Origin of the sequence: Geomicrobium halophilum (assembly GCF_014207655.1) — a bacterium.
GTDB lineage: Bacteria > Bacillota > Bacilli > Bacillales > Marinococcaceae > Geomicrobium > Geomicrobium halophilum.
In genome coordinates, this window is record NZ_JACHHJ010000002.1 from 260,975 (window position 1) to 284,500 (window position 23,526).

General features: G+C 42.0%; 19 protein-coding genes. 15 read left to right on the forward strand and 4 right to left on the reverse strand.

From position 1 onward, the window contains the following. Window positions 1-9 precede the first annotated feature (9 nt). The 7 genes from HNR44_RS09310 (at window position 10) to HNR44_RS09340 (ending at window position 7,858) form a co-directional block, all read left to right on the forward strand. Window positions 10-351: a glycerophosphodiester phosphodiesterase family protein gene (locus HNR44_RS09310; protein ID WP_221434261.1), complete on the forward strand. Its 342-nt coding sequence runs from the start codon at window positions 10-12 to the stop codon at window positions 349-351. Window positions 352-484: 133 nt separating this feature from the next. Further along, entirely contained in the window at window positions 485-1,618 is a 1,134-nt protein-coding gene (locus HNR44_RS09315) for a glycerophosphodiester phosphodiesterase family protein (RefSeq protein WP_184403866.1), read from the forward strand. 157 nt (window positions 1,619-1,775) lie between these two features. Then, window positions 1,776-2,174, forward strand: a complete 399-nt coding sequence (locus tag HNR44_RS09320) for an ArsI/CadI family heavy metal resistance metalloenzyme (protein WP_184403867.1) — start codon at window positions 1,776-1,778, stop codon at window positions 2,172-2,174. Window positions 2,175-3,400: 1,226 nt separating this feature from the next. Then, window positions 3,401-4,162, forward strand: coding sequence for a DeoR/GlpR family DNA-binding transcription regulator (locus HNR44_RS09325; RefSeq protein ID WP_221434262.1), 762 nt, complete (start codon window positions 3,401-3,403; stop codon window positions 4,160-4,162). Further along, on the forward strand, window positions 4,159-5,469 hold the full coding sequence (locus HNR44_RS09330) for a four-carbon acid sugar kinase family protein (RefSeq protein WP_184403869.1): 1,311 nt from the start codon (window positions 4,159-4,161) through the stop codon (window positions 5,467-5,469). The genes HNR44_RS09325 and HNR44_RS09330 overlap by 4 nt, the downstream gene beginning before the upstream one ends. Continuing rightward, window positions 5,459-6,478, forward strand: coding sequence for a 4-hydroxythreonine-4-phosphate dehydrogenase PdxA (gene pdxA, locus HNR44_RS09335; protein ID WP_184403870.1), 1,020 nt, complete (start codon window positions 5,459-5,461; stop codon window positions 6,476-6,478). The genes HNR44_RS09330 and pdxA overlap by 11 nt, the downstream gene beginning before the upstream one ends. Window positions 6,479-6,484: 6 nt before the next feature. After that, on the forward strand, window positions 6,485-7,858 hold the full coding sequence (locus HNR44_RS09340) for a GntP family permease (protein ID WP_184403871.1): 1,374 nt from the start codon (window positions 6,485-6,487) through the stop codon (window positions 7,856-7,858). Between the two features lie 499 nt (window positions 7,859-8,357). On the opposite strand, the gene HNR44_RS09345 is transcribed toward HNR44_RS09340, so the two are convergent. Next, complete coding sequence (locus HNR44_RS09345) at window positions 8,358-9,245, reverse strand: fructose bisphosphate aldolase (protein ID WP_184403872.1); 888 nt, start codon at window positions 9,243-9,245, stop codon at window positions 8,358-8,360. Window positions 9,246-9,642: 397 nt separating this feature from the next. Between HNR44_RS09345 and HNR44_RS09350 the strand changes: the two genes are divergently transcribed. The 7 genes from HNR44_RS09350 to HNR44_RS09380 all read left to right on the forward strand — a co-directional run bounded on the left by HNR44_RS09350 (window position 9,643) and on the right by HNR44_RS09380 (window position 16,579). Further along, the gene (locus tag HNR44_RS09350) at window positions 9,643-11,703 is read left to right on the forward strand and encodes a BglG family transcription antiterminator (protein ID WP_184403873.1); all 2,061 of its coding nucleotides are present in this window, start codon (window positions 9,643-9,645) and stop codon (window positions 11,701-11,703) included. Between the two features lie 10 nt (window positions 11,704-11,713). Next, window positions 11,714-12,196 (forward strand): PTS sugar transporter subunit IIA, encoded by a 483-nt coding sequence (locus HNR44_RS09355; protein WP_184403874.1) that lies wholly within the window; start codon window positions 11,714-11,716, stop codon window positions 12,194-12,196. A gap of 2 nt (window positions 12,197-12,198) precedes the next feature. Next, window positions 12,199-12,483, forward strand: coding sequence for a PTS sugar transporter subunit IIB (locus tag HNR44_RS09360; protein WP_184403875.1), 285 nt, complete (start codon window positions 12,199-12,201; stop codon window positions 12,481-12,483). A gap of 80 nt (window positions 12,484-12,563) precedes the next feature. Then, window positions 12,564-13,823 (forward strand): galactitol-specific PTS transporter subunit IIC, encoded by a 1,260-nt coding sequence (locus HNR44_RS09365; protein ID WP_184403876.1) that lies wholly within the window; start codon window positions 12,564-12,566, stop codon window positions 13,821-13,823. 36 nt (window positions 13,824-13,859) lie between these two features. Further along, on the forward strand, window positions 13,860-14,891 hold the full coding sequence (locus tag HNR44_RS09370) for a zinc-binding dehydrogenase (protein ID WP_184403877.1): 1,032 nt from the start codon (window positions 13,860-13,862) through the stop codon (window positions 14,889-14,891). A 444-nt stretch (window positions 14,892-15,335) separates the two neighbouring features. Then, the gene (locus HNR44_RS09375; RefSeq protein ID WP_184403878.1) at window positions 15,336-15,494 is read left to right on the forward strand and encodes a hypothetical protein; all 159 of its coding nucleotides are present in this window, start codon (window positions 15,336-15,338) and stop codon (window positions 15,492-15,494) included. A 32-nt stretch (window positions 15,495-15,526) separates the two neighbouring features. Continuing rightward, window positions 15,527-16,579 (forward strand): galactitol-1-phosphate 5-dehydrogenase, encoded by a 1,053-nt coding sequence (locus HNR44_RS09380; protein ID WP_184404147.1) that lies wholly within the window; start codon window positions 15,527-15,529, stop codon window positions 16,577-16,579. Between the two features lie 224 nt (window positions 16,580-16,803). Here the strand turns inward: HNR44_RS09380 and HNR44_RS09385 are convergent, their stop codons facing one another. Together HNR44_RS09385 and HNR44_RS09390 are read right to left on the reverse strand one after the other, a co-directional pair. Continuing rightward, complete coding sequence (locus tag HNR44_RS09385) at window positions 16,804-18,042, reverse strand: dicarboxylate/amino acid:cation symporter (protein WP_184403879.1); 1,239 nt, start codon at window positions 18,040-18,042, stop codon at window positions 16,804-16,806. A 220-nt stretch (window positions 18,043-18,262) separates the two neighbouring features. Beyond that, window positions 18,263-19,738 carry an alkaline phosphatase gene (locus HNR44_RS09390; RefSeq protein ID WP_246407225.1) on the reverse strand — a complete coding sequence of 492 codons (1,476 nt, stop codon included), beginning with the start codon at window positions 19,736-19,738 and terminating at the stop codon, window positions 18,263-18,265. Between the two features lie 241 nt (window positions 19,739-19,979). Between HNR44_RS09390 and HNR44_RS09395 the strand changes: the two genes are divergently transcribed. Next, window positions 19,980-22,292 carry an NlpC/P60 family protein gene (locus HNR44_RS09395; protein ID WP_184403880.1) on the forward strand — a complete coding sequence of 771 codons (2,313 nt, stop codon included), beginning with the start codon at window positions 19,980-19,982 and terminating at the stop codon, window positions 22,290-22,292. A 118-nt stretch (window positions 22,293-22,410) separates the two neighbouring features. On the opposite strand, the gene HNR44_RS09400 is transcribed toward HNR44_RS09395, so the two are convergent. Beyond that, a complete protein-coding gene (locus HNR44_RS09400) occupies window positions 22,411-23,526 on the reverse strand; it encodes an AbrB family transcriptional regulator (RefSeq protein ID WP_184403881.1) in 1,116 nt (371 codons plus the stop codon).

The window sequence follows — 23,526 nt, forward strand, 5'->3', positions numbered from 1 at the left end:
TCCATCAATATGGGGGAGATCGAAAAGTCATCTATTCTTCGTTTCATCTGCCTACATTACTTCGGCTTAAAGCGTTGGTTAGAAACGACAGTTATTGCCCTGATTACTCGAGAGATTTCGCATCCCGGTGATTATATACAACCCCTGGAGTTAGAAGGCTTACATCTTGATGTAAACAGTGTATTGTCAAATGTCCATCAATTGAGAGGCATGTTTGGCGATTTACGCGTTTGGACAGTAAATGAAAGCAATGAGATTAAACAGCTTCTAGATCTGAATGTGAATGCAATCATCACGGATTATCCGGCAAAAGCTGCCTTCATTAAAAGTGAACGGATGTCTTACGCTTAATGAAGAAACCCAAGTGGGTATAAATAAATTAAGGCTTTTAACTAGTTGAGTTTGAGAAAGACATTTATCGACATATTACACATACTCGCTTGCAAGGTAACAAAATTTAATCATCAAAGGGTGGATATCGGCGATGAACAAATTGTTTAAATCTGCTGTTGCTTTAATGAGTGTCGCATTAGTGTCATGTGTTAGTGTATCGAACGTCGGAGCGGCTACAGAAAAAATAACCCCAACCAGTCTTCACTATCCGGAGGGAAAAATCGTAAATGTCGCTCATCGTGGTGCTTCTGGGCATGCGCCTGAGCATACACTTCCCGCTTATGTACTTGGAGAGAAGCTAAACGGGGATTACATTGAGATTGATTTGCAAATGACGTCGGATGGCACGCTCATTGCCATGCACGATGAAAGTGTAGACCGGACAACAGATGGGACTGGCTTAGTCGAAAATATGACGTTAGAGGAAATAAAACAATTGGATGCCGGTTCATGGTTCAATGCTTCTAACCCTGAAAAATCGAAGGACGAGTATGTTGGAGTAGAGGTACCGACACTAGAAGAAATTTTTCGAGCATTCGGTTCCGACTCAAACTATTACATTGAGACCAAATCACCAGAGCTTAATCCAGGTATGGAAGAGGAGCTCTTGCGACTTCTAGACAATTACGATCTCTCAAACAATACAATTATTCAATCGTTCTCTTCAGATAGTTTAGAGCTGATTCGTTCAATGGATCCATCTTTGCCTCTCGTTCAGCTGCTTGGTCAACCGGCTTTGGGAGAGGAGACAGAAGCGGAGCTTGAAGAAATAAAACAGTATGCGACAGGCGTCGGCCCCAACTTTAATAACATCAATGAAGCGTACGTTCAAACCGTAAGAAGTCATAACCTACACATCCATCCATATACTGTGAACTCAAAAGGTGCAATGAGAACAGCATTGGAATGGGGAGTGACAGGGTTATTTACAGATTACCCCGACCGATTTAACGATGTTTTGGCTGAGTTTCAGAGTGCGTCCTATATCAAAAGCTTAGTCGAACAATTTGATGAGCAAGGCGCATTCGAAAACGAAGAATCTGTCCATGCTTTAACCCTTCATCTAACAGCAATCAGTCATTTGGAAGATCAAGAAGAAGATAAGGTTGTTAATCATATGGAAGGCTTTAAGACTTTGCTTAATTACCAAAAAAATGAAGGATGGATAACCGATGCTGCGTATGATAGCCTTATGTATCAAGCAGATTTATTGACAGAAAAATAGGAATCATGAAGAAAAAGTGAATAGAGATGATCTATCAACTAAGATCAGCTCACCACTCTCGGATGCATTATGTGGTGTGTTCAAACCTGGATTTTCGAAGTGTCAGTAGCTTTTGAAACCAATAAATCAAAAAATTGATTAAAGAGGAGAGGTTTTTATGACAACCGTGCACATTGGTTTAAACGTAAGAGATTTAGAGGCAAGCAAGACCTTTTATGAAAATATGCTTGGAGTTACGCCTGAAAAGGAAAAGCACGATTATATTAAATTCCTAACGGCTGATCCAAATTTGAACTTAACATTAACACCAACAGAACAAGTGGAAGGAAATCAGATTAACCATTTAGGTGTGCAATTGAAGAGTAAAGATGCAGTGACCAAACATAAAGAAAGGCTTGAAAAAGTTGGATTCTTTGCACGGGAAGAAATAGATACTACATGTTGCTACGCCGTACAAGATAAGTTTTGGGTCACGGATCCTGATGGGAACGAGTGGGAATATTTTTATACAAAGAATGATGTAGATGAAATTGATGATAAATGTTGCACAGGTTAATGTTCAATGCATTTTTAAATGTAGTACACGTAAACGCGAGGACTCCCGTAAGTTCCCCCGCTGTCATAAAAGGACTTTTTAATTTTCTGCCGGATCTCTTTCTCATCATCCGCGTAATCAGGGTCAAGATCACGGTTATTTCGCCATTTGTAATAGCCGCTCTTGGATACGTTGAGGATGTCGCAACATCTTCACCACCGAATGCTCTCTCCGGTGCTCATCAATAAAGGCATAAATTATTCTTGGTTTTTGGAGGGAATGTAAAACCCTTGCCACGCTGGACATTTACGGGCGTAACCCACGACAGCATCAGGCGACCACTTGTCTTTCAAGATTTTCTCCTCAGCGAATGCTAGAAACGCCAAAGATTTAGGGATCATGGACATCCGCTATTTTTCCGGTGTCCTTGATAGACACGCGCCCCCCGCATCCGGATCATACTTCTCATAAGAGTTTCGGTTGGTGTCTATTTGTTGGACCGTTCCCCGTTTCTTCTCGCGGGAAAGCGTGCTGACATGACGACCCATTTTCTTAGCGATGGCAAAACCAAACACTATGAACGTCTCTACCTGTGATTGAATATCCGAAATAACATGGATGAGGTAGCGACAAATTTATGAGAAAATTATATTAAAAGATACAACAGGAGGAGAGTCTCAGGGGTAACGTTTATTTATCAACCTTCGTATCCGTGGCCGTTTGTTGCTGACGGACAGAAGGGAAATGGTCCTTCATTTTGTGTATGAAGCATTGATGCTCTGCGCAGCTGTGTGTCTACGCTCGTTTATTATATAGCATCAAATTCCAATAGAAAGAAAAAGTAGCTACTCTCTGAGAGTCCAACCTCAGGGTAACTAAACTACTTCGCTGTAAAGGGAACGACTATTACTGTAGGATGCATCCTATTGGAAGACCCTTGGTGTAACCCCGCCATGGTTTAAAATGTATAACCTTTTCTAATTAAAGAACCCCTGTAACACTTCGCTAGTACTTTCACTTAGCAAGGTTGCGGGTGTTTTTATTTATATCAGAAAATTCGTTTTATTCATACGAAAGATAGATTCATCTCTTCCGCCCATTTTTCCGAAGGGTGTGGTGACGATTGTAGGGTTGAGGCAATCATTCATACGAAAAATGTAGTATTAGTATTGACATTGTTGTTTATTTATAACAAAATTTAGTTAAATTATGTTTGGAACAAACATGAAATCGGTGGTTATGTGCATATGAATGATCGGAGAGAACATATCGTTGAATTGATTCAAAAGCACGATAAGGTCTACATCGCTGATTTAACCAACCATTTTCAAGTATCGACGATGACCGTTCGGAGGGACCTAAGCTCTTTAGAAAAAGAGGGGAAAATTATCCGAATTCATGGGGGCGCGGTTGCCGCTCAGCCATTGAGGCACGAAACGGCTTATCAAGTGAAAGAAAACGTCAATGTAGTTGAGAAAAAAGCGATCGCTCAGGAAGCTGCTTCGTTGATTGCTGATCATTCGACCATTATTTTGGATTCAGGCACGACGACTCTGGAACTTGCTCGTTGTTTAAAAGATCGGGAAGGGTTAAGTGTAGTTACGAATGATGTGTTAATCGCTGCTGAACTGGTAAATAGCTCGGTTGATGTGATCGTGACGGGAGGCGAGCTTCAGCATGAAGTGGGGGCTATGTTTGGGAGCCATACAGAGCGCCTTCTTCAATCTATATATGTTGATCAATGCTTTCTTGGAGTTCATTCGGTAGATACCGCCGGCCAGGTAAGAGCCCCCTCCATCGAAAAAGCAAAAATTAAACGGCTGATGATTGACAGCGCCAACGAAACGTGGGTTCTTGCTGATTACAGTAAAATTGGCCACAAAGCGTTTGCGCATGTATGTCATCTCGAGGAATTAGTAGGTATCGTCACCGATGAACAATCGCACGCGAGGCATCTGCATGACAACATGGTCGTCGCTAAGATGCAGGAGGAGGGAGGAGACTTATGAAAGTAGGTGTGATTGCGGATGACCTGACGGGCGCAAACGCGACGGGAGTAAGGTTAACGAAGCAGGGTCATCGCACACTCACTGTTCTCAATCAGGAGGTCTATCCTGAGGAGAGATACAACGCACTCGTTCTCAATACGGACAGCCGCTATGTCGAACCCTTCCAGGCCTCAGTAAAAGTAAAGGCATCGTACGCTTACCTTAGCGAGTGGGGAGCAGAGATCATTTCTAAACGCATTGACAGTACGTTTCGCGGAAATATCGGTGTCGAATTGGATACCATTCTTAAGACCATCCCGGATTCTGTGGCCATCATCGTTCCTGCTTTTCCTGATTCAAAGCGAACGGTCTGCGACGGCAATCTTTTCGTAGATGGTGTACCGCTGGAACAAACAGAGGTAGCGAGAGATCCGGTGAAGCCCATTCAACACGCCAACGTATGCACGCTATTGGAGGAGCAAAGTCAACATGCAACGAGCACAATTTCGCTAAACGATATAAGCGGACAATCACCTGATTTTTTGCAAGCGCTTTTAAAACAAAAAATAGAAGCTGGTGCACGTATGATTTGTTGTGACGCGGTCAGCAACCGCGATATTGAGACCATTGCAAGCGCGATGGCATCTATTCAAAATCACTCACTGATCCCGGTTGATCCCGGGCCACTCACCTCCTATTATATGCAAGCGAAACAACAAAGCAGAGACACTCCAGTGCTTTTAATCGTAGGAAGCACGACAGATCATACTAGCAAACAGCTTGAATATTTAAAAACAAAGGTTGATGTCCGAACGGTATATACGGATACGAACAAGTTGGCAAGTTTCAGCGAATGCTGGGGAGAGGAAATCTCCCGTGTGGCGGGAGTAGCTCTCGAGCAGTTTTGGCATACCGATGTTGTCATCATCACCACTAATCATCCGGAGCAACCACCCAGCTGTTTAAACGAACAGGCGCAAAAAGAAGGCAGAACAATGAATGATTTAGGACGTCGCATCGCAGCTGGACTTGGAGAAATTTTCACCACCATGATGGAAAGCAACCATTTCGATGGAAATGTCGGATTATTTTTGAGTGGGGGTGAAGTCCTTGCATCGGTGTGTGGATCAGTCAAAGCTCAAGGCATCGAGCTGATCGAGGAAATTCAGCCGCTGTTGGCATACGGTAGGTTAAGCGGTAGTCAATGTGACCACTTACCGATCATAACCAAAGGCGGACTGGCCGGGGATGAAAAAGCCGCTTACGAGTCTGTGCAATACTTACAAGCACAATTAAAAAAGAAAGAAGGGGACTGCTATGCACGATAAAACGATCATTGCAGCAACAATGGGAGATCCGGCGGGAATCGGCCCGGAGATTATTGTTAAGGCGATGGCCAATCGAGAAATTCAAGCGTTAGGGAATATTTTTGTGATTGGTCAGAGCGATATTCTCGAGAAAGCAATTGAAGTGACAAATTCTGATCTAAGACTCCGCAAAATCAATCATCCAAATGAAGCTCAATTTGAGTATGGGCAAATTGATGTGTTGAATCTGGAGAACGTAGACACTTCCTCACTGCGATATGGAGAGGTGCAAGCGCAATGTGGTCAGGCTGCTTATGACTACATCAAGAAGGCAGTAGAATTGGCCAATGCAGGTGAGATCAATGTGGTCGCCACCGCCCCGATTAATAAAGAATCATTACTGGCAGCAGAAGTTCCCCATATTGGCCATACAGAAATGCTCGCAGCTATGACGGACACAAACGATCCATTAACGATGTTCGAGGTTCGCTCCTTAAGAATCTTTTTCCTGACAAGGCATCTTTCGTTAAAAGACGCAATTGCACAGATGACGGCAGACCGAGTACAAGACTATCTCTTCCGTTGCGATCAAGCTTTGCAACAGCTCGGTGTTAAATCACGCAACATAGCCGTTGCCGGCTTGAATCCCCACAGTGGTGAGAACGGGCTTTTCGGCAGGGAAGAAATCGATGAGATTACACCAGGAATTGAACGAGCACGAGAAGAAGGGATCACTGCGGTAGGACCCGTCCCGGCTGATTCCGTGTTTCACCAAGCTTTGCAAGGAAAATATGATGCTGTGCTTTCCTTATACCATGATCAGGGCCATATTGCGGCGAAAATGACCGACTTCGAGCGCACGATTTCGATCACGAATGGACTCCCTTTTCTGCGAACTTCTGTCGACCATGGAACCGCATTTGATATTGCAGGTACAGGTAAAGCCAGTGCCGTCAGTATGGAAGAATGCCTGAAATTATCCGCAAAATACGCCGTATATTTCCAAAACACTGAACAAGAAGAGGAGTGAACCTTTATGGAAGCGTCAGGAGCACAGATGATATTCGCATTGATTCTCGCGGTTTTCCTGCTCATTGTTTTAGTGTTGAAAACGAAAATTCATGTCTTTGTAGCATTGCTCATTGCAGCATCGGTGACCGGAATTGTTGGAGGGATGGCTCCCTCCGCTGTCATTGAGGCCATTTCAGAAGGCTTTGGTGGCACATTAGGTACAATAGGTATTGTTATCGGCCTTGGTGTGATGATGGGACGTGTGCTTGAAGTGTCTGGTGCAGCAGAGCGCATCGCCTATACGCTCATCAAGTGGTTGGGTAAAAAGAAAGAAGAGTGGGCGATGGCGGTAGCTGGATATTTTGTCTCCATTCCCATCTTTGTCGATTCTGCCTATGTCATCTTAATGCCGATTGTGAAAGCGCTGTCAACAAAAACCGGCAAATCCGTCGTATCTCTCGGTATTGCCCTTGGAATTGGGTTAACCGCCACCCACCATATGGTGCCTCCCACCCCTGGGCCGTTAGGGGTAGCCGGAATCTATGGGATTGACGTTGGAATGATGATGCTTTGGGGGTTAGTACTTGGGATTCCCGTCATCATCGCTGGTGTCTTTTATGGAAAGTGGATTGGAAGGAAAATCTATCAATTGCCGACCGAGGATGGATTAGATTATGTTCGCCCGGAAAAACCAATGGAAAGTCTTAACGAATACTACGAAATGCAAGAAAAGAAGAATCTTCCGGGTTTACTGATATCCATTGCACCTATTCTCATTCCGATCATTCTAATTTTTATGAACACATCGATGGAAGCTACCGGCGCAGAAGGATTAGCGGTGGAATATATCACATTCTTTGGCGATCCGGTCATTGCCGTGGCCATCGGTTTAATTATTGCCATCTATGGACTCTTCCATAATGTTCGGCAATCCGAGGCCATTGAGCGGATGGAAGAGGGAATCAAAAATGCAGGCATTATTTTACTCGTTACCGGTGCGGGTGGCGCTCTCGGTTCTGTATTGGAGGAAAGTGGAACAGGGGATATGATCGGCGAACAAATTGCTCAAACGGCCTTGCCCGCCATTATGATCCCGTTCCTCATTGCCACTGCGGTAAGACTCATCCAGGGAAGCGGCACAGTGGCAATGATCACTGGCGCCTCGATTTCGGCCCCCATCGTCGCCACGATGGATGTAAACATGATCTTCGCAGCGTTGGCTGCAACGGTAGGATCGATGGTCTTTTCCTATTTTAACGACAGCATGTTCTGGGTTGTTAACCGTATGCTCGGTATCAAGAACGTAAAAGAACAACTCCTCATATGGTCGATTCCGACAACGATCGCCTGGGGTGTGGCACTGCCACTGTTATTAATTTTGAATGGGCTGTTTGGGTAGGAACCATGAAGAGCCCGCCGTAATGCGGCTTTACTCACGGGAAATGTCGTCAGAATACGATAAAGCAATGGAATGAGTACGATGAACGTGAACGTAAAATATATGCCCGTTCATGTTGTGCGGCAAAGGATCTCTTCTATTATATGTATGCTGATGGCGGAGGACTTAAAGCGTGCCTAAGTGGCTCGCTTTTTCAATCTCTAGAACGAGCAGTGCCAAGTCTCGCGAAGAAATGGCATGGAATTCTGTCAATTTGCCCAAGTATATACAGGACGAACGAGAACCAGTCCAAGTCATAGCAAATATACTGACAGCGAAATTTGTAGCCCGGGGGGCATCATAAGGGCTGGTTAAGTATAACGAAGGTTATATTGAACCAACCGAGGGAAAAGCTAGAGAAATAGCTGTAGATAAATAGGGGTCGACGGTGACGTCGCTCAAGATACACTGAGTCCCGGGAGTACCTTTGCTCCCGGGAATCAGTGTTTAGGCAGGACATTTACGTAATCGAAGCACGGTAAATGGATGTTGCTGCTTTTTCAAGGGTGTTATTAAATTCTTCATCCGATTGTTTGGCGTTTAAATCCTGAGTAAGCGCTCGGGAGAAACTGGCGATGAGTCCATGATTTTCACTCAGCTTTTCATTCGCCTCGTCAATGGCATAACCGCCGGAAAGGGCGACAACACGAACGACATTCGGATGTTCAATCAACTCTTTGTATGTGTTGGCGACGGTTGGAATCGTCAGTTTTAACATCACATTCTCGCCTTGTTCCAATTGATCGAGGTGATTGCGAATTTCCGCCTTCAACAGTTCCTCGCATTTTTCTTTTTCTGGACTTTTAATGTCTACTTCCGGCTCAATAATTGGAACGAGGCCGGCAGATATAATCTTTTTACCAATATCAAATTGCTGATCTACGACCGCTTTGATGCCTTCAGGGTTGGCTTCTTTGATAACGGAGCGCATCTTGGTGCCGAAAATATTTCGTTCATTCGCACGCTTTAGGGTGTCCTCTAAATCAGAGATTGGTTTCATCAGCTGTACGCCATTTGCTTCCTCGTCCAGTCCTTTATCCACTTTCAAGAAAGGAACAACGCCTTTCTTTTCCGCCAAATAATCGCCTGTGTACATTCCTTCGATTTCACGGTCCATTGTTTGCTCAAACAGGATGGCACCGATGATATGATCGGAATCAAAAGCAGGAGAAGTGATAATTCGTGATCGCATCTCGTGCACTAAATCGAACATTTCGTCCTTGTTTGCATATTCATCTTCCGAAATGCCGTATAGGGCCAGTGCTTTTGGGGTGCTGCCGCCACTCTGGTCCAGCGCTGCGATAAACCCTTGTCCATTTTTCATTTGTTCCAATTGACGCTCTTGCATGCCTTCCACTCCTTTATGGTCATAAGTTGAATCTTTAACTTAGGTTAAAAAATATATGAAAGTTCGCCTCAATTGTATCATTAATGAAGGAAAGGTTATAGTCTAGAAAATAAAATTGAAGCCCATGCGGATTTGAAATGTAGCGTCAAAACCGGGTTATGTATGTGGAATGTGGCTGCTCCTAGAGTCTTGATCATCATGGCAGGGATTGAGCCAATTTAGTTAGCTCAAAGGCAAGTATGGCGATTTTTCCGATAAGCAATTAGAGGACATACCAAAAATTGTATTTCTGTTGTAGATCACAATTTTGTACATGAAATGTTCGTTTATTCGGAATGTAAACGTATACAAAATTGGAGTATGCAATGGTACTATGAATGTTGAAGGGGGGCTATAATTGTCAATCAGTGACCGTAATCATCAAATATTAAATGAATTAGTTAATAACCCAAGTATTACCAGCATGACGCTGGAAAAGAAGTATAACTTAACGCGTAGACAGCTTGGTTATAGTTTCCGCCAAATTAATGATTGGCTTATGGCGAACAACCTTCCGGTAATAGAGAGAACAAGAAAAGGCTACTTCATCATTGATCAATCTGTATTCACCAAACTAGACAGTGGACAAGAAAAAATACTTGTGGAGAATAACATCCTCTCAGTCGAACAACGTATTTATCTAATTCTTATTATGCTAATAAGTTCTGAAGAAGAACTTTCACTTCATCATTTTACGAGTGAATTGGATGTTAGTAAAAATACAGTTTTAAATGATTTGAAACAAGCACAAGCATTTTTATCTGCTTTTGATTTAAGTATCCGATATACGAGGCGTTGGGGTTATTTAATTGAGGGACAGGAGTTTCAGGTTCGTAAATTGTTAATGAAAGTAACGTATCAAGTGTTACAGATAAATAATGGAACAAATAGAATACAAAAAATCACCGGCCTTCAAAATGAACAGGTTGATGAATTTCATCAACGAATAGAAAACGTTGAGAATAAATTATATTTAAAATTTACGGATGAAAAGATAGAAACGATGCCGTACATTCTTATTTTAATCAAACGAAGAATAAAGCAAGAGAATAAAATAAATCCGTTTTCTATTGCATACGAGGAATTATCTGATACAAAGGAATATCAGGCGACAGAAGAAATTCTATATGACCTTCAAGAGATTCCGGTTACGGAACGCCTTTTCATCACACTACACCTGTTATCAACAAATGTCTATTGGTCTGAATCTTCAATGGATGAGGCTATCCCAAACTTGGCACCTGCAATTGATCACATGTTACGAAGGTTTGAAAAAAATGCCTGTATTTATTTTCAATACCGAGAAGAACTACTAAATAAACTCCTTCAGCACATTAAGCCGGCCTATTATCGTATTAAGTATCAGCTTACAGAATTCATTGATATCCATAATTCGTTAGGAAAAGAATTTATAGGGATACATCATCTTGTTAAACGATCATTAAGCCCGTTGGCAGAATTAATTGGCTGCGATATTCCTGAACATGAAACCAGGTATATTACTATGCTCATTGGCGGATGGATGAGAAAACAAGGAGAAAGTTTCGAAAAAAAGGTAAAGGCCATTGTTGTTTGTCCTCAGGGTATATCGGTATCTAGGTTGATGTTTACTGAATTAAGAGAATTATTTCCGGAGTTTGTGTTTTTAGATTCTCTGTCAGTACGGGAATTCTTCGATTATAAATTGGATTACGATATTGTATTTTCACCTACTTTTTTGCAAACAGATAAAAAATTGTTTATTTCGAAAGCTTTCATTGGACGAGAAGAAAAACAACGTTTAAGGAAACAAGTTATGCTTGAGTTGCACGGGTATATCCCGTCTGATATTGATGTTCACCATATCTTAGATATCATAAATCATCACACAACAATCAAAAATGAAAGTGCTCTAATCGAAGATTTGCAAGCTTACATTCATCGAGATGAGGAATCAAACATTAAGCATCGTAATGAGCAGAACGATTTTATTTTATCTGATTTTATTACACCCAATCATATTACTTTAAGAGATGATGTTGAATCTTGGGAAGAAGCCATTCGGATAAGTGCCCAACCATTAATCGAAAGTGGAAACATTACAAAAGGTTATATTGAAGCAATGGTCAATCATCAACATGATCCCTATATTGTGATTGGTCCTAACATTGCCATTCCACATGCTCCTCCGGAAGAAGGGGTAAATGAGGTCGGAATGAGCCTGTTGCGGTTGAAAGAAAAAGTCCAATTTACATCTGAGCATGGCATTCATTTAATTATCATCATTGCTGCGGTAGATAAAAAACAACATATCAATGCATTAATGCAATTAATGAAGCTTGCAAGTGTGGAGCACGATCGAAATAAATTGATCCATGCTAATTCAATCAAAGAAGTTCATCAAATCATAAATTTATATTCTAATGATAATCATAGATGAGGTGGATAAGATGAGTGATATCTATTTTGATGAATCTATTATTCTATTTGATCTAGAAGGAAAGTCAAAAGAGGAGGTTTTAACAAAAATAGGTAATAACTTAATAGAAAAAAATCTCGTGAAGGAGGGGTTTATCGATGCAATTATAAAAAGGGAAAGTGAATATGCGACAGGACTGCCAACGAAGGGTGTTTCAGTAGCTATTCCACACACAGATGTTGAATATGTAAATCGAAAGACAATCAGTGTGGCAGTTCTAAAGGAACCTGTGGATTTTGGAATTATGGGAGAGCCTAAGGCAACGATACCCATTAAGCTAGTATTTCTATTAGCAATGGACGAAGAACATTCACAACTTTCACTTCTACAAAAACTCATGGAAATGTTCCAAGATGAAGATACCCTGAAATACTTGATAAATGAAAATAATAAAACAAAAATCAAAAACTTATTGGAAAGCAAATTAGCATTTGCTTTTGAAGGAGAGGAATAATAATGAAAAAGAAACAGGTATTAGTCGCATGTGGAGCAGGAATTGCTACATCAACAGTAGTGAACAGTACTATTGAAGAAATGGCAAAAGAAAATGATATTAAGGTTGATTTAATTCAAATTAAAATTGCAGAAATCGAATCTTATGTAAATACGGCTGATTTACTCGTGACTACTGCATCAGTCCAGAAAGAATACCCTTTTCCAATCATTAACGCTCGTTCTTTCTTGACAGGGATTGGAAAAGAAGACACAAAAAAAGAGATTTTAGAAGAACTTCAAAAATAAACGCTGTTTAAATGAATAGAATCTCGGTTTCTCTATCCGAAGAGGAATCGGGGTTTACTATGATTTGAGGTGAGAGAAGCATGGAAGGGTTTGTGGATTTTATTCAAGCTTTTTTAGATCTAGGAGCTACAGTCATTTTACCTGTAGCCATCTTTCTATTAGGCTTATTCTTTAGACAAAAAATAGGTAAGGCATTTCGTTCTGGTTTAACGATCGGTGTTGCTTTTGTTGGTATTTTTTTAGTTGTAGACCTACTAGTTAATAATCTTGGCCCGGCAGCTCAGGGGATGGTTGAAAATTTAGGGGTTGAATTGAACGTGATCGATGTAGGGTGGCCAGCCGCCTCATCTATCTCTTGGGCCTCAGTAGTTGCAGCTTTTATTATCCCGCTAGGTTTAATTGTAAACGTATTAATGCTTGTAACAAAAACAACGAAGACCATGAATGTTGATATTTGGAACTTTTGGCATTATACATTCACGGCTGCAATAGTGTATACGATTTCAGGGAGTATTATGCAAGCGCTAATAGCAGCGGTAATATTTCAAGTAATTACACTTAAAATCGCTGATTGGACTGCTCCAATGGTAAGTGAATTTTATGAATTACCAGGAGTGTCTGTTGCTACCGGTAGCACAGTTTCCTATGCGCCATTTATTCCATTGGTGCATTTACTTCAAAAAATCCCAGGAGTTAAAAATTGGAGTGCTGACCCCGATACAATCCAAAAACGATTCGGCGTCTTTGGAGAGTCGATGTTCATAGGGCTGGTTTTGGGTGCAACTATTGGTTTTCTGGCAGGTTTTTCTACAGGGGAGATCATCGAAATTGGCATGGCTATGGCTGCAGTTATGGTGTTAATGCCACGTATGGTTAAAATTCTTATGGAAGGTTTAATGCCTGTATCTGAATCAGCACGGGAATGGTTGTCTAAGCGATTTGGTGACAAAGAAATTTATATAGGGCTTGATGCAGCCGTATTATTGGGGCATCCTGCGGTTATTTCTACTGCGCTTATTCTTGTTCCAATTACAGTGGGGATGGCCGTCATTTTACCAGGGAACGCTGTATTGCCATTCGGGGACTTGGCTACCATCCCATTCATTGTAGCATTTATCGTAGGGGCTGCTAGGGGGAATATTATTCACTCTGTAATGGTTGGAACGCTGATGATCGCTTTATCTTTATATATGGCAACAGACCTTGCAGCTGTTCATACGCAAATGGCGGTTGATGCCAATTTTGATATGCCAGAAGGTTCAGCTCAAATTTCTAGCATTGACCAAGGAGGTAACTTAATTAATTGGTTCATCTATCGATTTTTTGAGTTGTTCAACTAATCCGGTTTATGGGTAGAAACAACAGGAGGAGTTCAAATGAAAGCATTAGTCAAAACGGGGCTTGATTATGGAAATCTAGAAATCCAAAATAAAGAAGAGCCGCAAGTTGGTAAAGATCAAGTAAAGATTAAAGTGAAATATGCTGGGATCTGCGGCTCGGATATTCATACCTATGAAGGACATTACAAAGTAGGTGTACCCGTTACATTAGGCCATGAATTTTCTGGAGAAGTTGTTGAAGTTGGGGAAGGTGTTTCGGAAGTTAAAGTGGGCGACCGCGTCACCTCAGAAACCACGTTCTATATTTGTGGGGAATGTAAATATTGTAAGAATGGTGATTATAATTTATGTAAACATCGCCAGGGTTTAGGTTCAAAGAAGGATGGAGCTTTTGCAAAGTATTTAATCGCACGTAAACAAAGCGTCCATAAAATTCCAAGCAATGTCGATGATCACTCCGCGGCAATGACTGAACCTCTGGCATGTACCTATCATGCGGTTGAAAAAACGGAAATTCATGAAGGGGACGTTGTAGTAGTCATTGGGCCGGGCCCGATCGGGCTTCTTACTGCACAGGTTGCAAAAAGTCGTGGAGCTACCGTTTTAATAACTGGTTTATCCAATGATAAAATCCGCCTGGACAAAGCAAAAGAGTTAGGCATCGACTATACCGTGAATACTGAGGAAGAAGATATCAAGGAGATGGTTAATAAGTTGACGGATGGGTACGGTGCGGACGTTCTGTTCGAATGCTCTGGTGCTGTTCCCGCTTCCAAACAAGGTCTTGATCTTTTACGTAAAAAAGGGCAATACAGTCAGGTGGGAATTTTCGCTTCACCTGAAGTGCAATTCGATTTTGAAAAAGTCATCCAAAAAGAAATTCATTTGGTTGGCAGTAGGAGTCAAAAGCCTGCAGATTGGGAGCCGTCCCTTGCTTTAATGAATGAGGGAAGCGTTAATGCTAAGTCCTTGGTTACACACGAATTTGATATAACGCAATGGAACGAAGCTTATCAGGTGATTAAAAACGGGGAAGCGATTAAAGTCTTACTAACTCCTGTGGAGTAGTGTTGAAATGAAGTGACAAAAAGTGGACAAACAAGCTTTAGTGTCCATGTTTGATTACACACCTCCTACTGAAAGTAAATCAGAGCACCCATTGGCTTTTCACTTGAACGAAAGTGGAAGAAACTAAAGAAGTAATCCAAAACGGGACTGAAGAAATTGACATGCTCATTTCATCAATTGAGGCGTGGCGTCAATGTTGCAAAAGATGACATCGCCGGTGCGGATTTTGTGAAAACGGCTACAAGATTTAACGGTGGTGTAGTATAAGAAGCTATGAAAGATACAGTTAACATCGTAAAAGTTCAGAGCCTATCGATTCGGTAAAAGTGGAGTTGTTGCCACCATTCGGATCAAACATCCGATGTGCTAACGACTAAATCGAGCGATGAATAATGGATACGAGTCGTTCCTATTATTTAGTCTTAGAAACGGAGGTATTTAAAAATGGTTGATACATTTCTGGATATAATGTTGGGGCCCTTGAGAACAATTAGTGATTTTTATTTCGAAAACCAAATGATTTTCAATACGATGATCGTAGGATTCGCGTTGTATAAAATGATTGGTAAGCGAAAACAGCCGCAGGAGGAAGCAGCCAATTGATAAATGAATATAGTGCAAGGGGGATAAAGATGATGAAGTCCCTGAATCTTTACGGCAAACAAGATATCCGTTTTGAACAATCATCTGTACCGGTTCTAGAACAATCAGAAGATGTCATTATTAAAGTAAAAGCTGTTGGTATTTGCGGTTCCGATATTTCCAGGTTTAATAAACTGGGCCCCTATGTGGAAGGGATGACCTTCGGTCACGAATTTGCAGGGGAGGTTGTAGAAGTTGGTACCACTGTAGGTCATGTAAAAGTAGGAGATCGTGTTGCTGTCTGCCCTACATTTTATTGTGGCAAATGCGAAAACTGTAAGAAAGGTGAGCTTTCACGTTGTGAAAAGCTTACGGTAATAGGTGCGCGTCACCCCGGGTCTTACGCAGAATATGTGAAGCTTCCAGCAGAAAATATACTACCTATCCCAGCCAACGTTGATTATGATACGGCAGCTTTAGTCGAACCATCAGCTGTTGTTGCTCATGGTTTTTACCGAACCAGTATCCAGCCTGGCGCTGAAGTGGCGATAACGGGATGCGGAAGCATTGGGCTGCTCGCTATTCAGTGGGCTAAAATTTTTGGGGCAAAGAAAGTTTATGCCATTGATATTGATGACTCCAAGCTTCAAGTTGCAAAAGAAATTGGAGCGGATGTATTAATCAATTCAAAGGAAAAAGATCCCCAACCTCTCATTGAGGAATATACAAATGGGCTTGGTGTTGAACTAGTCATAGAGTCAGCAGGCTCACCAGTTACTTCTGCACAGGTGCTAGCTCTGCCGAAAAAAGGTGGAGAAGTTGTATTTATGGGCATACCGTATGCAGATATCAATATTGAACGATTCTATTTTGAAAAAATAGTGCGTAACGAATTAACAGTATTAGGATCATGGAATGCTATTTCCTCACCATTCCCTGGCAAAGAATGGACCAGTACCATTCACTATATGAGTACAGGACAACTTAATATAAAACCTATGATTTCTCACCGTCTACAATTGGAAGAAGGCCCGAAGATATTTAGTAAAATACTAAATCGTGAAGGTAATTTTGTAAAAGTTTTATTTTATCCTGAGTTGGGATAGAAACGAAAAATAAGCCCGCCATAAAACGGAAAAGCATAACCGGACGAGTGATAGGAAAGAATCGAACCCAGCAGCCCCTCACCTCTGGGTCTTTCTTTATAACACAAATCCAACTATGGATGATGTCAATCATCCAAACCAAATGGTTCCAATCATCGGTTTTTGATGATTGGAACCATTTTTAAGTTATTCTGGGCTGGTTATCTCCCAATCTCATTTTTCTCTCACGAGGAAATTTCATCCGTGGCATGAGGTTGGAAAGCTTTTTCTTTGTGCTCGGAACGTTCTATCCAAACAGCACATGTACTGTCGCCAAGGATATTTGTGGCCGTTCGTAACATATCAAGAGTTCGGTCGACAGCAGCCACAAGCGCGATACCTTCAAGAGGTAAGCCGATCGCTGTGAGGGTAATCGTGAGCATAATGAGGCCTGCTCCAGGTACTCCTGCAGTACCGATAGCCGCAAGTGTCGCTATAAGCATGACGGTAACAATTTCTAAAAACGCGAGTTCGATCCCATAAAACTGAGCGATAAATAAGACCGCGACCCCATTGTATAGGGCGGTTCCATCCATGTTAATGGTAGCACCCAGCGGTAAAACAAAACTGCTCGTTTTGTTGGAAACCCCCACGTTTTCTTGGACGTTTTTCATCGACAGCGGCAGTGTGGCTGCGCTGCTTGCGCTTGTAAAACCAAATAAGAAAGCCGGTGACATACCTTTGAGAAACTTCCACGGTGAAATTCTACCCAATAGTTTAACGGCACTCCCGTAAACGAGTAAAATATGAATCAAGCAACCGACAGCTACGGCAATAATGACCATTAATAACGGTAATAAAACGGATAAGCCGTGTTCGCCGACAACCGGTGCTAAAATGCCAAATACACCGATCGGAGCCACTTTCATAATACCTCCGGTAATCTTAAACATGACCTCGGCAAGACCGTCAAAGAAATTTTTAACAGGCTCAGCACGTTCTCCGACAAGCAATATTCCGACCCCTAATGCTAAGGCAAAAAAGATGATTTGCAGCATTTCCGTCTGCGCCAACCCAGCAAACGGGTTTTCAGGAACAATGTTTAGAATGGTGTCAACAACATCTTCATCGTGTGCTGCAGTTTCTTCTTCAACTTCTTCAGGAGTGGGCTCAGCAATATCTGCATGTTCTCCTGGATTAAACGTGTAGCCCATTGCTAACCCAATAGATACAGCAATGAATGTGGTCACAAGGAAAAAAGCGACTGTTTTCCCGCCAAGTCTTAACATCTGTTTTCCAGAACCTAGGCTTGTAACCCCGACGATCAGAGACGCGAGGACAAGGGGAGCAATTACAAATTGAATGAGGCGTAAAAAGAGATCACCTAGTGGTTCCACAACCGCGATATCCGGCCCGAAAATTGCGCCGAAAATAATCGCGAGCACAAAAGCAATAAATATTTGTGTTATTAACGGAATCCTCATGTTTTCACTCCTTATATTTAGGTAGGGGGTGTTTCAAAAATATTTGCACCGAGAAAGCATTTTCGCCGAATTCCTTCACCGTAGCGCCGAATAATCGTTCCGTGCGCTGAATTATCGGGTGATTCCGCCGAAAAACAAAGGATTGCGCCGAAATATTAGGTTCTCCCGCCGAAAAGGAGGAAAGAAATATCGAATGCTTTCCAGCCCCCTTTCGAAACCATTAGTTGGCGGTTCCGGGCTCGGAGGATAAATCTGAAATTTCTGCGATGATTTGTGAGATGTCTGTAATATCAAGGACACCGTCAAATTGATCTGCACCTGCTCCTTCAGCAAACACAGGTACCATATTTCCGGAGTGTCCGCCGGTATCACTATATGCCCGGATATCTCGATTCATAACACCTGCATCGTAATGATCAGCAATGAAACTGCCAATTTCCCAGGCTTGTTGGTGTAATGGTCTTAACTCACCATCTTCGTCGTAGATATACTCATTGAATTTCTCAACTTCTTCATCTGTAAGTTCTACATTTGAATATTTCTCTACAACATCTTTCACGGTTTCTTCTTCGTATGTTCCGCTCTCTTCATCAAAAGTGAATTCTTGAACCATATACTCTGGAGAAGCTTCAACTTCACGTAACGCTTCTTTATCCATCACTTCAGATGCTGACATTCCCATCGTTTCGTGGTCGGATAAAACGACTAAGAGTGTATCATCAAGGTCTTCCATCCATTCAAGCACATCAGCTACTGTATGATCGAACTCAATGGTTTCTTTCCATACATTTGTGAAATCAGCTGCGTGTGCGGCGTGATCAATACGAGCACCTTCGATCATTAAAAAGAAGCCTTCATCATTTTCAGATAATAAATCGATGGCTGCTTCAGACATTTCATTTAAACTTGGTTCGTTCGAATCATATAAATTGATATCTGTTTTATAGTTCATGTATGAAGAATGAAATAAACCTAATAGTCTTTCAGGCGATTCAGCTTCAAGCAGTTCATCACGGTCAGTAACGACGGTATAGTCTTTATCTTCTTCGAACATTTGCAGTAAGTCATCACCATCTTGACGTTCTGGTGTGAAGTTGTCTGCGCCTCCACCTAGCATAACGTCTGGTTCATTCTCGTATAGTTGTCTTGCGATTTCTTCTTCTCCTGATCGGGTTTCAACACTGGCAGCGAAAGCAGCGGGCGTTGCATCTGTAATCGTATTATTAGAAATGAGACCTACTTTCTTGCCCTCGTCACTAAATATATCTAATATGCTTTCTGCATTTTGATTATCAGGGTCAACACCAATCATTCCATTGTTCGTTCTCGTTGATGTTGCAATGGCTGTGCCTGCAGCTGCAGAATCCGTCACCCAGTTATCTGCAGAATAAGTGCGCATAAGTGCTGCATGATCTAGTGACTCCATATGTAAGTTGCCTTCTTTACCATATTCAAGTAAACGAGCGATTTCCATTTGACCTAAACCAAGACCGTCACCGATCATCATAATTACATTTTTAGGTTGTTCAGCGGTGGAATCGCTATCATTTTCCTGCTCACCGGTTTCATTTTCTGCGTTTACATCTGCATCCGTTTTTTCAGCTTCCGTTTGCTCCTCGCCATTTGAACACGCCGCTAATATGGTGACAGTTACACCTAAAGCGGTAAAGGAACGTAATAACTTTGAATTTTTCAATTAAATTCCCCCAATTAAAATAAATCTAAACGAAATACTAACATAGAGAGAATAAAAATCATTCCTCTTAAAAAAAGTAATAATATTAAATTAGTTATTGATTAACACCGGTAGGAAAAAGCATCGAACCATTTATATAGAATCCCATGTGGCGTTGAGTATTGATGTTTAAAATTTGGTTGTAATGGTAATATTTACAAGTTATACTGGATTCAATTATGGTTAACAGGAGGGGATGTGAATGAAGCGTTATTTATTTCTATTTTTTTTATTTTTTGCATTTATCCCTGGTTTCACCAAAGCCGAGCAATGGAATGATCCGGCTGCTCAACTTGCATTGGATATGGTCGGCAGTAATGATCAAGAATTTTTAACGTCTGAATTTGTGCAGTATGTTTATGAGCAATCAAAATCAATTTCTTTACCAAGATATGCTTTGGATCAGCGACAGATTGGTAATGAAATAGAACGTAGTGAGTTACAACCAGGAGATGTTGTCTTTTTTCAAGGAACCAATTTGATGTCAGGGATCTATATTAACGAGGGACGTTTCGTAGTCGTGACGAGTGATGGAATTTCTGAACGAAATATGGAAACAAGTGAATATTGGTCAGGCGCCTATGCCGGTGCCGCTCAATTTACAGAAGAGGATATTGATGATCCGGCTGCTGAGTTAGCCCTTGAGGAATTGGGGGGAAATGATGAAGGATGGATTACTTCCGAATTTGTTCAATATGTGTACGAGAAGGCAAAAGGAATTTCTCTTCCCCAATCAGCCGCCGATCAATGGATCCAGGGAGAGGATGTTGATGAGCTGCAGTCAGGAGATGTTGTCTTTTTCCAAGGGACGCATTTGATGTCAGGGATTTATATCAACAATGGGCGTTTTGTAATAGTGACGAGCGAAGGGATCTCCGAGCGGAATATGATAACAAGCGACTATTGGTCAGATGTTTATCAGGGTGCCAAACGTTATAACGAGGAAGATACACCTCCTCCTTCGGAGAATGAAATCGTCGAACTAGCTCGAGACTTAATCGGGACGCCGTATAATCGAAAAGGCGACAGCCCAGAAGAAGGGTTTAACTCAGGCTCTTTCGTTTACTATGTGTATAAAAATGTGACAGGTAGCTGGCTCTCCAAACGTTCATCACCCCAGCTGGAAGCTGGTATGGACATCACCAGGGACGAATTGCAGCCCGGGGATCTTATCTTTTTTGAAAACGACGAACAGGAAATAATTACAGGAATTTATTCAGAAGATGACCAATTTGTGATTGCCACTTCTTCCGGGGTACAGGAAAGGCATTTAGATTATCATAACTACTATGCAGAACGTTATATCGGGGCAGCACGTTATACAGATGATATTTTGGAAAAGTCAAACCCGGAAACGTATGAGAATCATGATAGTTCTGTTGTAAGGGAAGCAATGAATTATTTAGGAACACCGTATTTAATGACCGGTAGTACCTTGGATGCCTTTGATTGTTCATTTTTCGTACAAACCGTCTTTCGTGAGGCGTTGGATGTCTATTTGCCTCGTATCAGTTATCGGCAGTGGGAAGTTGGTGAGACTTTACTTCCAGAAGGAACAGATATAGATGTTATTGATCTCGATGAAGAACTTCAGCCGGGAGATGTCTTGTATTTCTCAGGGACATGGCAGGAAGGTATTTCCCACACAGCGATTTATTTAGGGGAAGATTATATTGTTCATGCGACGGGGGAAGAGGGGCAGACGACGATTTCGTACATGAGCGAATACTGGCGGGATCACTTTACTGGTGCGAAGCGTTTCGAAGATCTTGCCATTCAATATGATAATGATGCAGTTTATGAAGCTTATCAACTGTTGGGCACCGAGTACAATCAAGGAGGCTCTACACCTGGCGAGGGGTTTGATACAGGTGGTTTTGTACAATATGTATACGATAAAGCATGGCAGTATGACCTGCCACGTTATGGGAGACAGCAATGGGAAGAGGGGACAGAGGTTCCAAGGGACGAGGCTGAGCCAGGAGACATTTTCTTTTTCCAAGGTACAAGTATTATTCCGGCGATCAATATCGGCAATAATCAAATGATTGTCGTGACAGCTTCCAGCGGTGTTTCAGTTATTGATTTAACAACAAGTACCTATTGGCCCCCTCGCTATATAGGTGTCAGAACGTATGATACGGAAGTGGAAGAGAGTGAGGAAATACAGCTGGCTGAACAATATGTCGGCGAATCGTTTGACGAGACGTCAACGATGTTTATTAAGCAGATCTTTGCAGAAGCCTCCGGTATTAATCTTCCATCTGATGTGGAAAATTTGCGTAAGTATGGAGATGAACTTCATATTGAGGAGCTTCAGCCGGGAGATCTCATGTTTTTTTCCGATATAGAAGATGGAACGGTTCCTGTTATGGCTGGTATTTACACCGGAGCTGGTACATTCATCACTGTGATTAATGGTGAAATCGTGTCTCGAACGATCAATGACGGAGAGCATTGGATAAATAGATTGATCGAAGGACGTACCATTTCAGGTTCTGAAAACGATAGTTAATCGGTGGTAAATGATGAGTTTATGATCGGAAATGATGGTTTGTAATCGTTTCATAATCCTTTCCAACGACTAGGCTACGATCATCCTAACATTTATATCATTATAGAAGGCAGATGGATCACGTCTCTGCCTTCATTTTTTCTTCCTTTATAAAATGTTTGCGAAGGATTTGAAACAACGGGGGGAGGATGAGTAGTACGGCCATAATTCGAATCACTTGCACGGTGACGACGAAGGTAGAATCGGCACCGAGTTCAACTGCAGTAGCGGCCATTTCTGCAACTCCGCCTGGGGAAAAGGCCAATATCGCTGTGACCATGTCCAACTTTGTTAGCGATGCAACGAGTACGGAGCAAGCGGCGAGAGCAATAATTAACGTCAAGGAACCGATACCTCCAAAAATAATCACTGCTTTTGCGTCTCGAAATAACGATCGTTGCATCCAGGCCCCGATGCTTGCTCCGATAAATAACTGCGCGATATTCAAGGCCCAATCCGGCCACCAAAGAACGGCTGATGGGTCAGCAGGACTGGAGATCAGGTTGAAAATACCGACGGTGATCATCGCCCCGAGTAACCAGGGGGTAGGGATCTTCAGTTTTTTTGCTAGAAAAATCCCGAGCAGTGCAAGGGCAATCAAGGTGATCGTCCACCCCAATTGAGGGAAGGCCATCGGCAAGCTGGAGGCTTCGTATGTGATACTTTGGATGGCAGCAGCAGAGGCTTCACTGTCTCCATTAAACGATAATAAAACAGGAACGGTACTAATAACGAGGACGATGCGGAGCACCTGGGTAAGGCTTACTGTACCCACATTGGCTCCGGTCTCTTGTGCGTAAGCAGGCATGGCAACAACGCCGCCGGGTGCTGTAGCGATAAAACTGGATAACAGGTCGGTTTCGGTAAAATAAAAAAGGAGTAGTCCAGTTAAAAAAGCAAAAAGAATGGAAAGAATCAGGACGGCAATAATGATCAGCCAGTAGCTGCTCAGCGTTTCAATAAGGGTGATATTGACGTACAAGCCAAGTTGCACACCGAGAATTCCTTGGCCAATCCAAATCCAACTTTTCGGAATATGATTGACTGCATGGTTCAATCTCCAGAACGTAGGCTGGAAAAATGTAATCAGACTGCCGATAAATAAAGCACCAATCATCCAAGCAATGGATAGATCGGTAAAAGAAAACACAAACCCGCCCAATCCACATAGAACAAAATAGATCACGTACTGCAT

What these genes read in the sequence shown, in the direction of transcription:
- HNR44_RS09375 (WP_184403878.1), top strand. Translation starts at nt 15,336, where the DNA reads ATGGTTGATACATTTCTGGATATAATGTTGGGGCCCTTGAGAACAATT.
- HNR44_RS09330 (WP_184403869.1), top strand. Translation starts at nt 4,159, where the DNA reads ATGAAAGTAGGTGTGATTGCGGATGACCTGACGGGCGCAAACGCGACG.
- HNR44_RS09325 (WP_221434262.1), top strand. Translation starts at nt 3,401, where the DNA reads ATGAATGATCGGAGAGAACATATCGTTGAATTGATTCAAAAGCACGAT.
- HNR44_RS09310 (WP_221434261.1), top strand. Translation starts at nt 10, where the DNA reads ATGGGGGAGATCGAAAAGTCATCTATTCTTCGTTTCATCTGCCTACAT.
- HNR44_RS09365 (WP_184403876.1), top strand. Translation starts at nt 12,564, where the DNA reads ATGGAAGGGTTTGTGGATTTTATTCAAGCTTTTTTAGATCTAGGAGCT.
- HNR44_RS09355 (WP_184403874.1), top strand. Translation starts at nt 11,714, where the DNA reads ATGAGTGATATCTATTTTGATGAATCTATTATTCTATTTGATCTAGAA.
- pdxA (WP_184403870.1), top strand. Translation starts at nt 5,459, where the DNA reads ATGCACGATAAAACGATCATTGCAGCAACAATGGGAGATCCGGCGGGA.
- HNR44_RS09380 (WP_184404147.1), top strand. Translation starts at nt 15,527, where the DNA reads ATGAAGTCCCTGAATCTTTACGGCAAACAAGATATCCGTTTTGAACAA.
- HNR44_RS09370 (WP_184403877.1), top strand. Translation starts at nt 13,860, where the DNA reads ATGAAAGCATTAGTCAAAACGGGGCTTGATTATGGAAATCTAGAAATC.
- HNR44_RS09360 (WP_184403875.1), top strand. Translation starts at nt 12,199, where the DNA reads ATGAAAAAGAAACAGGTATTAGTCGCATGTGGAGCAGGAATTGCTACA.
- HNR44_RS09345 (WP_184403872.1), bottom strand. Translation starts at nt 9,245, where the DNA reads ATGCAAGAGCGTCAATTGGAACAAATGAAAAATGGACAAGGGTTTATC.
- HNR44_RS09385 (WP_184403879.1), bottom strand. Translation starts at nt 18,042, where the DNA reads ATGAGGATTCCGTTAATAACACAAATATTTATTGCTTTTGTGCTCGCG.
- HNR44_RS09340 (WP_184403871.1), top strand. Translation starts at nt 6,485, where the DNA reads ATGGAAGCGTCAGGAGCACAGATGATATTCGCATTGATTCTCGCGGTT.
- HNR44_RS09400 (WP_184403881.1), bottom strand. Translation starts at nt 23,526, where the DNA reads ATGCAGTACGTGATCTATTTTGTTCTATGTGGATTGGGCGGGTTTGTG.
- HNR44_RS09320 (WP_184403867.1), top strand. Translation starts at nt 1,776, where the DNA reads ATGACAACCGTGCACATTGGTTTAAACGTAAGAGATTTAGAGGCAAGC.
- HNR44_RS09315 (WP_184403866.1), top strand. Translation starts at nt 485, where the DNA reads ATGAACAAATTGTTTAAATCTGCTGTTGCTTTAATGAGTGTCGCATTA.
- HNR44_RS09395 (WP_184403880.1), top strand. Translation starts at nt 19,980, where the DNA reads ATGAAGCGTTATTTATTTCTATTTTTTTTATTTTTTGCATTTATCCCT.